Source organism: Micromonospora sp. NPDC049114, from assembly GCF_040648635.1.
Lineage (GTDB): Bacteria > Actinomycetota > Actinomycetes > Mycobacteriales > Micromonosporaceae > Micromonospora.
In genome coordinates this window covers 238,565-252,213 of the sequence record NZ_JBEZEA010000004.1, presented here as the reverse complement: position 1 = coordinate 252,213, position 13,649 = coordinate 238,565, and the positions used below count along the sequence as shown (strand labels likewise).

10 protein-coding genes are annotated in these 13,649 nt (G+C 74.2%); 5 read left to right on the top strand and 5 right to left on the bottom strand.

Annotated elements, in window-relative coordinates; all coding sequences use genetic code 11:
- Positions 1 to 86: 86 nt before the first annotated feature.
- From AB0B39_RS16110 to AB0B39_RS16090, 5 genes are all read left to right on the top strand, one after another.
- On the top strand, positions 87 to 371 hold the full coding sequence (locus tag AB0B39_RS16110; RefSeq protein WP_234587677.1) for a hypothetical protein: 285 nt from the start codon (positions 87 to 89) through the stop codon (positions 369 to 371).
- Between the two features lie 237 nt (positions 372 to 608).
- Positions 609 to 1,673 carry an ABC transporter substrate-binding protein gene (locus AB0B39_RS16105; protein ID WP_357574654.1) on the top strand — a complete coding sequence of 355 codons (1,065 nt, stop codon included), beginning with the start codon at positions 609 to 611 and terminating at the stop codon, positions 1,671 to 1,673.
- A complete protein-coding gene (locus tag AB0B39_RS16100) occupies positions 1,670 to 2,449 on the top strand; it encodes an ABC transporter ATP-binding protein (RefSeq protein ID WP_357574653.1) in 780 nt (259 codons plus the stop codon). The genes AB0B39_RS16105 and AB0B39_RS16100 overlap by 4 nt, the downstream gene beginning before the upstream one ends.
- Positions 2,439 to 3,323, top strand: coding sequence for an ABC transporter permease (locus tag AB0B39_RS16095; protein WP_234587683.1), 885 nt, complete (start codon positions 2,439 to 2,441; stop codon positions 3,321 to 3,323). Before AB0B39_RS16100 ends, AB0B39_RS16095 begins: the two co-directional genes overlap by 11 nt.
- Before the next feature lies 1 nt (position 3,324).
- Positions 3,325 to 3,801: an Rrf2 family transcriptional regulator gene (locus AB0B39_RS16090; protein WP_357574652.1), complete on the top strand. Its 477-nt coding sequence runs from the start codon at positions 3,325 to 3,327 to the stop codon at positions 3,799 to 3,801.
- Between the two features lie 267 nt (positions 3,802 to 4,068).
- On the opposite strand, the gene AB0B39_RS16085 is transcribed toward AB0B39_RS16090, so the two are convergent.
- The 5 genes from AB0B39_RS16085 to AB0B39_RS16065 form a co-directional block, all read right to left on the bottom strand.
- A complete protein-coding gene (locus tag AB0B39_RS16085) occupies positions 4,069 to 4,269 on the bottom strand; it encodes a hypothetical protein (protein ID WP_234587687.1) in 201 nt (66 codons plus the stop codon).
- A gap of 251 nt (positions 4,270 to 4,520) precedes the next feature.
- Positions 4,521 to 5,834 (bottom strand): DEAD/DEAH box helicase, encoded by a 1,314-nt coding sequence (locus tag AB0B39_RS16080; RefSeq protein ID WP_234587689.1) that lies wholly within the window; start codon positions 5,832 to 5,834, stop codon positions 4,521 to 4,523.
- 223 nt (positions 5,835 to 6,057) lie between these two features.
- Positions 6,058 to 6,261, bottom strand: a complete 204-nt coding sequence (locus AB0B39_RS16075; protein ID WP_007464836.1) for a cold-shock protein — start codon at positions 6,259 to 6,261, stop codon at positions 6,058 to 6,060.
- 226 nt (positions 6,262 to 6,487) lie between these two features.
- Positions 6,488 to 9,895 carry an ATP-dependent DNA helicase gene (locus AB0B39_RS16070; protein WP_357574651.1) on the bottom strand — a complete coding sequence of 1,136 codons (3,408 nt, stop codon included), beginning with the start codon at positions 9,893 to 9,895 and terminating at the stop codon, positions 6,488 to 6,490.
- Positions 9,892 to 13,560, bottom strand: a complete 3,669-nt coding sequence (locus AB0B39_RS16065) for an ATP-dependent DNA helicase (protein ID WP_357574650.1) — start codon at positions 13,558 to 13,560, stop codon at positions 9,892 to 9,894. Before AB0B39_RS16065 ends, AB0B39_RS16070 begins: the two co-directional genes overlap by 4 nt.
- Positions 13,561 to 13,649: the final 89 nt, after the last annotated feature.

The following is a 13,649-nucleotide window of genomic DNA, read 5'->3' as shown; positions in this document are numbered from 1 at the left end:
TACGGGACTGCGACCGGCTCGGCCGTGACGGCCGCGTCCCGGGCCGGTGGGGAGCGGACGGCCTGCGGTACGGCGACAATGGGGGGATGAAGCGAGACGTACGCCTGATGCGGTTGACCGGGGCGCGCGCGAACGGCGCAGCGGCGACGGGGGCGGCGACCACCGGCGCGCGGGCGACAGGCGCGGCGGCCACCGGCGCGGTTGCGCTCGGCGCCCTCGCCGTGGGCGCGCTGGCCGTCGGGGCCGTGGCCGTCGGGGCGCTGACAATCGGGCGGCTGACGATCCGCCGGGCGGTGGTGCGGGAGCTGCGCGTCGGTCGGCTGGAGATCGACGAGCTGGTGGTCCGCAACCGACCCGCCTCCGAGGGATGACAGGGGTCGGCACACGGACGACGTCGGCGCGTACTCGTCGATGCGTCCACCACCTCGACGTGGCTGCCGCAAGCGTCCGCGCCTGACGCGCGAGGCCTGCTTGGCCTAGCAAGCTGGTAGGAAATGCCGACATATCTGAGACGCACCATCCCGCCATGTGGATGGGTCTTGACGCTGCACGCGGCCTGGCCCACTCTTCCTACCAAGTAAGTAGGAATACTGCGGATTGGATGGACGATGAGACGGCTCCCCCTGCGCCGGTTGGTCACCCTGGCCACCCTCGCCGCCCTCGGCGCGGCGACCCTGGGCAGCACCGCAGCGTGCGGCGACGACAGCGAGGGCGCGGGGGGCGGTTCCGGCCCGGTGACCCTGCGGCTCGGCTACTTCCCCAACATCACCCACGCGCCGGCCGTCGTCGGCGTGGAGAAGGGCATCTTCGCCGAGAAGCTCGGCGCCGACGTCAAGCTGGACCCGAAGACCTTCAACGCCGGCCCGGCCGCCATCGAGGCCGTCTTCTCCGGCGCGCTGGACGCGACGTACATCGGCCCGAACCCCACCGTGAACGCGTTCTCCAAGTCCAAGGGCGAGGCCGTCCGGGTCATCTCCGGCGCCGCCTCCGGCGGCGTGGCGCTTGTCGTCAAGCCCGGCATCAACGGCCCGCAGGACCTCAAGGGCAAGAAGGTCGCCACCCCGCAGCTCGGCAACACCCAGGACGTGGCGGTCCGCTACTGGCTCAAGCAGCAGGGGCTGACCACCACCAAGGAGGGCGGCGGCGACGTCAAGATCGTGCCGCAGGAGAACGCCCAGACGGTGGAGACCTTCACCAGCGGCGCGATCGACGCGGCCTGGGTGCCCGAGCCGTTCGTCTCCCGGCTGGTCAACGCCGGCGGCAAGGTGCTCGTCGACGAGCGCGACCTGTGGCCGGACAAGAAGTTCGTCATCACCAACCTGCTGGTCAGCACGAAGTTCCTCAAGGCACACCCGGACGTGGTGCAGAAGCTGGTCGACGGCCAGGTGGCCGCGAACGAGTTCGTCAACACCAAGCCGGACGAGGCCCAGCAGGCCATCTCCGACGCCATCGGCAAGATCACCGGCAAGCCGCTGGACCTCAAGCTGATCAAGCAGGCGTGGCCGACGTTGGAGTTCACCAACGACCCGATCCCCACCTCGCTCAAGGCCGGTCTCGACCACGCCGTCGAGGTCAAGCTGACCGAGCCGGTGGACCTCAAGGGCCTGTACGACCTGACGTACCTCAACAAGGCGCTCAAGGCGCAGGGCAAGCCCGAGGTCGTCCAGCCATGACGTCGACCACGACGCCGCCGCGGAGCGCGACCACAGCTGTCGCGCTCTCCGGTGTGACCAAGGTGTACGGACGCGGGCCGAGCGCGGTGCTGGCCCTGGACGGGGTCTCCCTGGACGTGGCGCCTGGTGAGTTCGTGTGCCTCGTCGGCGCGTCCGGCTGCGGCAAGAGCACCCTGCTCAACCTGGTCGCCGGCCTGGACCGGCCCAGCGGCGGGCAGATCGGCATCGCCGGCGACGCCAATCCGGGGCTGATGTTCCAGGAGCCGGCGCTCTTCCCCTGGCTGACCGTCGACGCCAACGTCGAGGTGCCGCTGAAGCTGCGCGGGCTGCCCCGCGCCGAGCGCCGCGAGCGGGTCGCCGAGCTGCTGCGCACGGTGCACCTGGCCGAGTTCGGTCGCAAGCGTCCGCACGAACTGTCCGGCGGGATGCGGCAGCGGGTCGCGCTGGCCCGCACGCTGGCCCTGGACACGCCGGTGCTGCTGATGGACGAGCCGTTCGGCGCGCTGGACGCCATGACCCGCGACATCCTGCACGACGAACTGGAACGGATCTGGTCCGAGCGCCGGCTCTCGGTGCTCTTCGTCACGCACAACGTCCGCGAGGCCGCCCGCCTGGCCGACCGGATCATCCTGCTCTCCAGCCGGCCCGGCCGGATCATCTACTCCACCGAAGTGGACATCCCACGGCCACGGCGGATCGACTCGCCCGAGGTCGCCGCGATCGCCGCCGAGGTCACCGAACGGCTCCGCACGGAGGTAGGCCGCCATGGCCAGTGACACCCTCACCAGCACGGCACGCAGCGACGCGGAGATCTCCGGCCTGGACGCGCTGGAGATCGCCGGACGGGAGAAGGAGGTATCCCGCGGCACCCGGCTCTGGGCGGCCACCTGGCCCAAGCTCGCCGCGCTGGCCATCGTGCTCCTGGCCTGGCAGGTGGTGGTCTGGTCGGGCTGGAAACCGCCGTACTCCCTGCCGGGCCCGCTGGTCGTCGGTCGCGAGCTGGCGACCCAGGCCCAGGGTCCGCAGCTCTGGGAGGGCCTGGCCACCACGCTGCGCCGCGCGGCCGTCGGGTACGTCTTCTCGGTAGCTGTCGGCCTGCTGCTGGGCCTCGCGGTGGCCCGCTCCCGGGTGCTGCGCGCCGCCATCGGCTCGATGATCACCGCGTTGCAGACCATGCCGTCGATCGCCTGGTTCCCGCTGGCCATCCTGCTGTTCGAGCTGAGCGAGAAGGCGATCTTCTTCGTGGTGGTGCTCGGCGCCGCGCCGTCCATCGCCAACGGCGTGATCTCCGGTGTGGACTACGTACCGCCGCTGCTGCTGCGCGCCGGACGCAACCTGGGCGCGCGGGGGCTCAACCTCTACCGGTACGTGATCGCACCGGCCGCCCTGCCGGCGATCGTCGCGGGCCTCAAGCAGGGTTGGGCGTTCTCCTGGCGGAGTCTGATGGCCGGCGAGCTGATCGTCGTCGGCATCTCGCAGACGTCGCTGGGCGCCCAGCTCACCTACTCGCGGGAGCTGTCCGACGCGCCGTGGCTGCTATCCACAATGATCGTCATCCTGGTGCTGGGCCTCGTCGTGGACGCGGCCTTCGGCGCGGCCGACAAGGCGATCCGCCGTCGCTGGGGCGTACTGGACCAGGCTGGTCAGTGACGTGTACGTCTCCGCGCGCAGCGACTACGCGCTCCGGGCGATGCTCGCCGTCGCCGCCGCCGTACGCGGTGGTGGCGCTGCCGGGGGTGGCGCTGCCGGGGGTGGCGCTGGCGGTGGTGGCGCGGCCGAGTTGGTGAAGGCGGGCAGCCTCGCCGAGGTGCAGGAGATCCCGCTCAGCTTCCTGCAGGGCATCCTGCTCGACCTGCGCCGGGCCGGCCTGCTGCACAGCCACCGGGGCGCCGAGGGCGGATACACGCTGACCCGGCCAGCCGAGGAGATCACCGTCGGCGATGTGCTGCGCGCGGTCGGTGGCTCGCTGACCACGGTACGCGGGCTGCCGGCCGAACGCGCCGGCTACCACGGGGTGGCCGCCGGGCTCACCGACGTCTGGCTGGCCGTGCACGGGGCGATCGCCACAGTCGTCGACAGCACCACCCTGGCAAACCTGCTGACCCACAACCAGACCCCCACCCCCTAACCACCCAGGCCCCGCACCCCAGACCCCGACCCCGACCCCGCGATCTTGCACTTTCTGTCGCGACAAAGGGGATGTATCGCAACGAATCAACGACAGAAAATGCAAGATCGGCGCGGTCCTGGCCGCGCGGTCGTAGCCGCGCGGGGGGTCGTGGCGGTGTGGCTCGTGGGCGGTGTGGTCGGGTCGGTGCCCCGCCGACCCGACCACACCTCGTACCGATCCTGACCGGGCCTGCCCCTGGGCCGGCACCGGTCGGCCGGTCGCTGCTCAGCCCCGGTGCTCGACCGTCGGGCCGGAGCCCGGGTCGTCGGGACTGTGCAGCTCCACCAGACCGGCGGGGGCATTGCCCCCCGCGGTGGCATGCCAGGGCGCGAACGCCGCGACCATCGCGAGCAGCAACCCGGCGAGCCCGACCGCGGCTACCAGGATCAGTTCGCGCAGCGCCCCCGAGCCGGCTTCGCCCGCCATGGTCACCCCTCCCACACCGGGCCCCCCGCCCGGCTTCCCCCGGTGGCCAGCTTCGACCACACCCGGCCGGGGCACAGTCGGCCAGCCGACCAAGCCGCGGCTGATATTCGACTCGTCCGGTGGCCGGGCGGCGCGGTTCATCGACCGCCACGACAGTCGAGGAGGCCGATCCGGGGCGCGACCCGGACCACCCCGCACACAAACCGACCCGCCCAGCCGAAGCGGGGCGGGTCGGTGACGTGCGTGGAGCGTCAGACGGTACGCGGGCGGCGCGGGCGACGGGACCGACCCGACGCGCGGTGCGCCGGGCGGGCGCCGCCGTCGGTGGCCGAGCCACCGGCTGCGCGTCCCCGACTGACAGCCACCGGCGGGGCGGCGATCGTCACCGGCACACCGGACGGCTCACGCGCCCCGGTGACCCGGACCAGCGCCTCGTCACCCGGGCGCACCTGGACCGACTGCGGCCGGATGCCGGCGGTGGCCATCAGCCGGGACACGTCCCGGCGCTGCTCGGGCAGGACGAGGGTGACCACGGAGCCGGACTCGCCGGCGCGGGCCGTCCGACCGCCCCGGTGCAGGTAGTCCTTCGCCTCGGTCGGCGGGTCCACGTTGACGACCATGTCGAGGCCGTCGACGTGGATGCCCCGGGCCGCCACGTCCGTGGCGACCAGGGCGGTCACCTGGCCGTTGCGGAACTGCTCCAGGATGCGGGTGCGCTGCGGCTGCGACTTGCCACCGTGCAGCGCGGCGGCGCGTACACCCTTGGAGAGCAACTGGCGCGCGAGCCGGTCCGCGCGGTGCTTGGTGCCCATGAAGAGGATGGTGCGACCCTCGCGGGCGGCGATCCGGGTCAGCGCGTCGGGCTTGTCGAGCGCGTCGACGTGCAGCACGTGGTGGGTCATCGCGGTGACCGTGGCGGTGCCCGGGTCGACCGAGTGGGTGACCGGGCTGCTGAGGAAGCGGCGGACCAGCCGGTCCACGCCGCCGTCCAGGGTGGCGGAGAAGAGCATCCGCTGACCCTGCGGGGCGACCTGCTCCAGCAGCTTGGTCACCTGCGGCAGGAAGCCCATGTCGGCCATCTGGTCGGCCTCGTCCAGCACGGTGATCTCGACCTGGTCGAGCCGGGCGTCGCCACGGTTGATCAGGTCGTGCAGCCGGCCGGGAGTCGCCACGACCACCTCGGCGCCGGCGCGCAGCGCGTCCGCCTGGCGCTGCAACGACAAGCCGCCGACGACTGTGGCGCAGCGCAGGCCGACGGCGCGGGCGTACGGAGCCAGTGCGGTGGTCACCTGCTGCGCCAACTCGCGGGTCGGCACCAGCACCAGGGCCAGCGGGCGACCCGGCCGGGCCTTACGGCCGGCGGTGCGCGAGAGCAGGGGAAGCCCGAAGGCGAGCGTCTTACCCGAGCCGGTACGACCCCGGCCGAGCACGTCCCGGCCCGCGAGCGAGTCCGGAAGAGTGGCCGACTGGATCGGGAACGGCTCGGTGATGCCCTGTGCGGTCAGCGCGCTCAGCAGCGCCGGCGCCAGACCGGTATGGGCGAAAGACGGAATAACTGTGGTCACGCAGAAGCCTTCCTCGACGCGGCACGTGTCGAGGGAGGGCGCCGAAGTCGGCGCTGTCAACCGGCGGCGCAGGGCAGCCAGGACTCACAAGCACGAACCGATTGGAGTACGGGCCGGCCCGCCGCCGGGCCGCCGCCTGCGGAGGCAGGCGACGGCGAGGCGGGCCGGTCCCGTCACCGTCACACCCGGAGGGCGCGACAGGTAATGCTGACCGATCCGAAGATCAGAGCGGGCGGATGTTCTCCGCCTGCGGGCCCTTCTGGCCCTGGGTCACCTCGAACTCGACCCGCTGGTTCTCGTCCAGGCTCCGGTAGCCGGAGGACTGGATCGCCGAGAAGTGGGCGAAGACGTCAGCGCCGCCGCCGTCCGGGGTGATGAAGCCGAAGCCCTTGTCAGCGTTGAACCACTTCACGGTGCCAATAGCCATGTGTTTCGTCTCCTTGACGGAACGTCGGACTCGCACTTGTTGCGTGCCCGAAGAGGAGCGCTCCGCGCGGGGATGCGCGAATCGCCTGTCGCTTCTGGTCGCCCCGCCCGGAGAACTCCGGACACAACAAAGAGCGCCTGGGGCCACAATCCCGCCAGGCGCACACAGAGTCTCTGGTAACCAAAACTGCAACCCGGTCAACGTATCATGGTTTTCCCGCGAGCGGTCAATCTTGGGCGGAATCTTCGGGCAACTGGCCGATCATGGCCGTGAGCCCGGTCACATCCAGCAGGTCAGCGGGCCGAACGGTCGTGCCGTGGCGGACGTAGTGGAAGGCCGCGCCCACCCGGTCGACCGGCACGCCAGCCAGCTCCGCCCAGGCCAACCGGTACACGGCCAACTGCACGGCGGCCACCTCCGCCGCCGGCCCGGTCGGCTGCGCGCCGGTCTTCCAGTCGACCACGTCGAACCGCCCACCCGGCCGGGCGAAGACCGCGTCCATCCGACCCCGCACCACCACTCCGGCGATGACCGTGGCGAACGGCACCTCCACCTCCACCGGTGACCGGTCGGCCCACTCGCTGGCCAGGAACCGCTCCTGCAACTCGACAAGCGCCTCGTCCGGCGCGGCGTCCGCGTCGGCCGCACCGGGCAGCTCGTCCAGGTCGAGCAGACGGTCGGCCCCGAAGCGCTGCTCCAACCAGGCATGGAACGCGGTGCCGCGACGGGCGTACGGATTCGGCTCGGTCGGCACCGGACGGCGCAGCGTACGGGCCAGCCCGGCCGGGTCACGCCGCAACGCCACCAGCTGGGTGACGCTCAACTGCCCGGGCAGGGCCACCTCGACCGCGCCGGACAGCCTGGTCAGCTCGGCCCGCTCGGCCAGCAGCAGATCCGCCTCACGCCGCCAGCGCGCCACCTCCGGATCGGGCTCCGGATCGGCCGCCGGCCCGGTCGGCGTGGCGACCACCGGTCCCACCGGCCCGACAGCCACCGACGCCGGACCGTCCGTCATCAGGCGGCGCACCAGCCCGGCCGCCTCGGCCAACGCCGGCCGGCGACCACCCAGCGGGTCGGCCGGCCACTCCGCGCGCAGCACCACCTCGGCCGTCGGGTTCGTGGCGTCCGGGGTGGGCTCCGGCGCCCACGCGTCGACCAGGTGCCCCGGGCCGCCGTCCAGGCAGGCGTCGTACACCTCGCGAAGGAAGACCGACGGACCCCGCGGCCGCTTCGTGCCCTCCCCCCACCAGTAGCCGGAGCACAGCAACAGCCGGCGCGGGCGAGTGACCGCCACGTACGTCAGCCGGCGCTCCTCCCGCTCGTCGTGGGCCCGCCAGGCGTCGGTGAAGTCGGCCACCGCCCGGGCCACGGCCCGCTGGTCGGCGGCGTCGTCGAGCGCCAGCTCCGGCAACCCGTCGGCGTCGCCGCGCAGCGGGAACGGCAGCACGCCGAGCCCGCCCAGCCAGTGGTCGGAGTTGCGCACCGGCCCGGGCCACGACCCACGGCACAGCCCGGCCACCGCCACCACGTCCCACTCCAGACCCTTGGCGGCGTGCGCGGTGACCACCTGCACCGCGCCCTCCACGACCTCGACCTCGCCCGGGGCGAGACCGCGCTCCTCGTCCTCGGCGGCGGCCAGGTAGGACAGGAAGCCGGAAAGCGTCGCGCCGGGCGTCTCTCCGCTGAAACGGGCCGCCACGTCGCCGAGGGCGTCCAGGTGCCCCCGGGCCAGGCCGGCGTCGCCAGCGCCGTCGCGGCCGGCACGCACCGCGACCTCCACGTCCAGGCCGATGGTCCGCTCGATGTCCGCGATCAGATCCGGCAGGGCCTGGTCCAGGCGGTAGCGCAACAGCGCCAACTCCATGCCGTACGCCCGCAGCCGCGCGAACCCCTCCGCCGAGTACGCCTGCGCCGGGCCGAGGTCGGCCAACGCCTCCACCAGGGTCGCCTCGTCCAGCAGGTCGGGGGTGATGTCCGAGGTGTCGTCGGCGGCCACCTGCCGTCGCGCGTTGGCGATGGCCCGGGCCCGCCGGTGCAGCGCCACCAGGTCACGCGGCCCGATCCGCCAGCGGGCGCCGGTGAGCAGCCGCAGCAGCGCGGCCCCGTCGGTCGGGTCGGCCAGCACGCGCAGCGTGCACACCACGTCGCGGACCTCGGGAGTGTCCAGCAGACCGCCGAGGCCCACCACCTCCACCGGCAGGCCGCGCTCGCGCAACGCCGACTCGATCGCCGGGATCTGGCTGCGGACCCGGACCAGCACCGCTGTCGTCGGGCGCTGCGCCACCGGGATGTGCTCCGGCGCCGCGCCGGGCATCCGGGCCGCGCCGCGCCAGGCGGCGAGCACACTGTCGGCGATCCACGCCGCCTCGTCGGCGTACGTGGGCAGCAGCGCGCAGTGCACAGTGCCACCGGCCGCGCCGCCGGGGCTGCGGTGCGGGATCGGGTCGCGGACGGTCAGCGCCGAGCGCAGCTCCGGCACCCGGGCACCGGCCGCGCGCAACGGCGTGGACAGGGCGTTCGCCACCCGGAGGATCTCCGGCCGGTTACGCCAGCTGGTGGTGAGCCCGAGCGCCGGGGCCGGCTCACCGTCAGCGCGGGCGAACTCGGTGGGGAACCGGTCCAGGGTGCCCGCGCTGGCGCCCCGCCAGCCGTAGATGGACTGGCACGGGTCACCCACCGCCGTCACCGGGTGCCCGCCACCGAACAGCGCGTTGAGCAGCACCACCTGCGCGTGGCTCGTGTCCTGGTACTCGTCGAGCAGCACCACTCGGAAGCGGTCCCGCTCGATCTCGCCGACCCCCGGGTGATCCCGGGCCACCCGCGCCGCCCGGGCGAGCTGGTCGGCGAAGTCCATCGCCTCGAAGTCCTCCTTGCGCCGCGCGTACGCCCGCACCAGCGGCAGCAGGCGCAGCCGGGTCTGTTGCAGGGCGAGCGCCTTGCGCACGTCGGCGTACACCCGGCCCGGCCGCGACTGCACCTCGGCGAAGAACCGGCCGGTCCAGGCGGCCAGCTGGTCCGGCGCGACCAGGTGCTCGTCCAGCTCACCGGCGAGCGCCAGCACCGCGTCGGTGATGGTGCTCGGCATCCGGTCCACCTCGGACATGTCGCCGTCGTAGTTGCGCACCAGCAGGTCCACCAACTGCCACCGGGACGCCTCGGTGAGCAGCCGGGTGGACGGCTCGTAGCCGGCCCGCAGACCGTGCTCGGTGACGATCCGCCCGGCGTACGAGTGGTAGGTGGAGACGGTGGGCTCACCCGCGAGCGGGTCGTCCAGCGGGTCGCGGCCCTGCCGGCCGAGCCGGCGGATCAGCTGGTCGAGCCGGGTGCGGACCCGGTGGGCCAGTTCGCCGGCCGCCTTGCGGGTGAAGGTCAGCCCGAGGATCTGCTCGGGGCGCACGTACGAGTTGGCCACCAACCAGACCACCCGCGCGGCCATCGTCTCGGTCTTGCCGGACCCGGCCCCCGCCACCACCAGCAGCGGCTCCACCGGAGCGGCGATGATCGCGGCCTGCTCCCGGGTGGGCGCCGGCAGCCGCAGCAGCTTGGCCAGCTCCACCGGGGTGTACCGGGGCCCGGAGTCCGCCAGCCGGGGCGCCGGCGCGGGGCCCGCGCCGAACAGGGTGGGCTGGGTCATGGATTCTCCGGACGTCGGACGGTCGGCGGCTCGACCACCTGGCGCCCCTGCCCGGAGACCGGGCAGCTGGTGCGCACCGGGCAGACCCGGCACTTCGAGTTGGCCACCGCGGCGAACGTGGCGGCTGCCATCGTATCGGCGGTCCGCCGGACCAGCGCGGTCGCCCAGCCGGCCGCGGGCCCTTCGCCGGCCGCCGGCTGATTCTGCTCCCGGGCGTCCTTCGCGGACGTGCCGAGCTGCACCAGCGCCGCGCCGCCGGACTCGTCGCCGAACTCGGCGAACGCGCCCGCCTCCACCGCCGCCTGGTACGCGCCGAGTTGCGGATGCTCGGCCAGTTCGGAGCCGGTCACCGCCGTCGACTTGCCGGTCTTGAGGTCGATCACCACCAGCCGGCCGGCGTCGTCGACCTCCAGCCGGTCGACCCGCCCGGTCAGGTCCACCGGTCGCTGCGGATCGTCCAGGCGGACCGCGAACTCGTGTTCGATGGCGAGCAGCCGGCGCGGGTTGGTGGCCAGCCAGCGCAGCAGCTTGTCGACCATCGCCTCGGCGCGCTCCCGCTCCGGGCCGGCCATCCACCGGGCCGCCAGCTCGATCGCGTCGAACCGGGCGGCCACGTAGTCGAGCAGCGCGCCCCGGTCGGCGCTGGCGTCCTCGGCGAGCATCGCGGCGGCGTGCACCAGGTTGCCCACGCCCTGCGCGGTGCTGGTCGGGCCGCTGCCCCCGTGCCGTTCCAGCAGCCAGCGCAGGCTGCACCGCAGCGCGCTCTCCATCGCCGACGGCGTGACCCGCACCGGCGCCCCCTCGTCGACCAGCGGCCGGTCGTCGGAGAGGCCGCGCAACCCCCACCAGTCGTCGGGGTGCGCGCCGGGAACCCCTGCGGCGGCGAGCCGCGCCAGCTCGGCCGCCGCCGCGCGCCGCCGGGCCGCCGGTGCGGCCGGGTCGGTGATGGCGGTACGCAGTTCGGCGACCAGCGCCGGCAGAGTGAGCGCCCGCGGCGGCCGGGTGACCGGCAGCGCGCCGGGCTGGTCCGGCTCGTCGTCGTCCGCGCCATCGGCGGCGTCGTTGCCGGCCGCCGGCGCTGCCACCCGAGCCGGTCCGCCGTTACCGACCACGCCGCCACCTGTCGCGCCGTCACCAGTGCCGCCACCGGTCGCGCCGCCACCAGTGCCGCCGCCGGTCGCGCCGCCACCGGTCGCGCCGCCGGCGGACGGGGTGTCGGCGGACGGGGTGTCGTCAGGTGCGCCGGCGATCGGGCCACCGCTCGGCGGGCCGGTGCGCGGGCCGGGTGTGCCCGGCGGCGTGCTCGGCGGGCCGGGCGGCGTACTCGGGCCCAGTTCGTGCAGGAAGCGGCTGGGCTGCTCCTCGTGGTCGTCGCCGCCGACCGCCGCCGACGCCACGGCGCTGACCAGCAGGCGGTGGCGGGCACGGCTGATGGCGACGTGGAAGAGCCGGCGCTCCTCGTCCAGCAGAGCCGAGGTCTGGCCCACCACGTTCGCCGCCCGGGCTCCGCCGACGGACCGGCCGGCGAGCACGTCTACCAGCCGTTCGGACCCGAGCAGGCTGCCACGCAGGCGCAGGTCCGGCCAGATGCCCTCCTGCACCCCGGCGATCGCGACCAGGTCCCACTCCAGGCCCTTCGCGGCGTGCGCGGTGAGCAGTCGTACGGCAGCGCCCCGGTCGGCGGTCGGCGCTATGGTGTCCGCCGGCAGGTCCTGGGCGAGCACGTGGTCGAGGAAGACCTCGGTACGCGCGCCGGGCAGCCGGTCGGTGAAGCGGGCCGCCGCGTCGAAGAGCACCAGCACGGCGTCCAGGTCCCGGTCGGCGGCCTCGGCTCGCCGGCGTCGGGCCAGGTCGCCCTCCCCGGCCGCCGGCCGTCCCTGGGCGATCGCGCCGGCCCAGCGTTCCGCCAGCCCACTGGCGTCCCAGACCTCCCACAGCACGGTCTCGGCGGTCGCGCCGGGTTGGGCCGCGGCGTCCCGGGCGGTGGCGAGCAGCCCGGCCACCGCCTGCGCCGGCTCCGCCCACCGCCGGTCGATGCCGGCCAGGTCCGTCGGGTCGCGCAGCGCCTCGACGATCAGCTCCCCGGACGGGCGGCGGTCACCCCCGGCCAGCGCCAGGGCGCGCAGGCCCTGACGCAGTCGCCGTTCGGCGAGCGGATCCGCTCCGCCCAGCGGCGAGTGCAGCAGCGCGACGGCCGCCTCCTCGTCGAGCCGGGCCGGTTCCAGTGCGCAGCGCAGCAGGAGCAGCAGCGGGGCCACCGCTGGTTGCAGGTGCAGGGGCAGGTCCTCGCCGTGCACCACGGTCGGCACGCCGGCGCCGTGCAGCGCGCGTTGCAGGGTGGGCAACTGCAACGCCGTGGACCGCACCAGGACCGCCATCCGCGACCACGGGACGCCGTCGAGCAGGTGCGCGGCGCGCAGCGCGTGGGCCAGCCAGGCGGCCTCGCTGGTCGCCGACCGGAACGTGTGCACCTCGACCACACCGGCCGGGGCGTCCGGCAGTGGGCGCAGCCGGCGGTGCGCCATCGGACCGCGCAGCCGGCGACCCAGCTGGGCCATCGCGGAAAGCAGGACCGGGCCGGCCCGGTACGACGTGCTCAGCAGCACCTGTGCGGCCGGTGCGCCGGAGGCCGTCCGGAAACGGTGCCCGAACGTGGTCACCCCGGCCGGGTCCGCACCACGGAAGGCGTACGTGGAGGAATCGGGGTCGGCGAACGCGACGAGCGACTTGCCCCCGCCGGCGATGACCGAGAGCAGTTCGAGCTGGGCGGGATCGGTGTCGGCCAGTTCGTCGACGTACACGTGGGCGAGGCGGCGGCGCTCGGCGGCCAGCAGCTCCTCGTCGTCGCGCAGCAGACCGGTGGCGGCCCGGACCAACTCGGCCGGGTCGTACGCGATCGAGCCCCGGTTGCTGACGTCGCGCAACGCGAGCACCGAGACGTACTCCCGCAGGAAGCGGGCGGCGGCCGGCCAGTCGGCGCGGCCGAGCTTCTCGCCCAGCCGGGCCAGGTCGGCCGGGCCGACCCCGCGCTCGGCGGCGCGCATGAGCAGGTCGCGCAACTGGCCGGCGAAGGCCCGGGTCCGCAGTGCCGGGCGCAGGTCGTCCGGCCAACCGACCGGGTCGTCCTCGGGCTCCTCGCCCACCACGTCCAGCAGCTCGCGGATGATCAGATCCTGCTCGGGGCCGGTGAGCAGCCGGGGCGACGGCTCGCCGCGTTCGGCGGCGGCCCGGCGCAGCAGACCGAAGGCGTACGCCGGGAAGGTGCGCACCAGCGGCTCGCGCAGCACCCGGTAGCCGTCCTGCGCGACCCGGGCCTCGATGCGTTGGCGCAGCGCGGTGGCGCCGCGGCGACCGAAGGTCAGCACGAGGATCCGTTCGGGATCGACCCCCTCGGCGACCCGGGCGGCGACCGACTCGACGAGGGTGCTGGTCTTGCCGGTGCCGGGACCGCCGAGCACCAGCATCGGCCCGTCGGTGTGCGCGACGACCTCCTGCTGGACGGGATCGACACGCCAGCGGAGGCTCGCCGGCCCGGGTGTGCCGGCGGCCTCGACCGCATCGGCGACGGCACCGTCGCCACTCGGCAGGGCGACGCCGCCGTCCGGCGCGGCCCCGTCCCCTCGCGCCGGCCCCTCGGACCGCCGCACCAACCGGTACGCCTGCATCACCAAATCCCATCACCCCCCTACGACACCAACCCACCCCAGCCGCGCTGGTCATGGGAGGTGGCGGCACGACACGCCGACGGCCCTGC

Excerpts from the sequence above, each read along its gene's own strand:
- AB0B39_RS16085 (WP_234587687.1), bottom strand. The coding sequence starts at position 4,269 with ATGGCGGGCGAAGCCGGCTCGGGGGCGCTGCGCGAACTGATCCTGGTA.
- AB0B39_RS16100 (WP_357574653.1), top strand. The coding sequence starts at position 1,670 with ATGACGTCGACCACGACGCCGCCGCGGAGCGCGACCACAGCTGTCGCG.
- AB0B39_RS16110 (WP_234587677.1), top strand. The coding sequence starts at position 87 with ATGAAGCGAGACGTACGCCTGATGCGGTTGACCGGGGCGCGCGCGAAC.
- AB0B39_RS16075 (WP_007464836.1), bottom strand. The coding sequence starts at position 6,261 with ATGGCTATTGGCACCGTGAAGTGGTTCAACGCTGACAAGGGCTTCGGC.
- AB0B39_RS16065 (WP_357574650.1), bottom strand. The coding sequence starts at position 13,560 with ATGCAGGCGTACCGGTTGGTGCGGCGGTCCGAGGGGCCGGCGCGAGGG.
- AB0B39_RS16105 (WP_357574654.1), top strand. The coding sequence starts at position 609 with ATGAGACGGCTCCCCCTGCGCCGGTTGGTCACCCTGGCCACCCTCGCC.
- AB0B39_RS16070 (WP_357574651.1), bottom strand. The coding sequence starts at position 9,895 with ATGACCCAGCCCACCCTGTTCGGCGCGGGCCCCGCGCCGGCGCCCCGG.
- AB0B39_RS16095 (WP_234587683.1), top strand. The coding sequence starts at position 2,439 with ATGGCCAGTGACACCCTCACCAGCACGGCACGCAGCGACGCGGAGATC.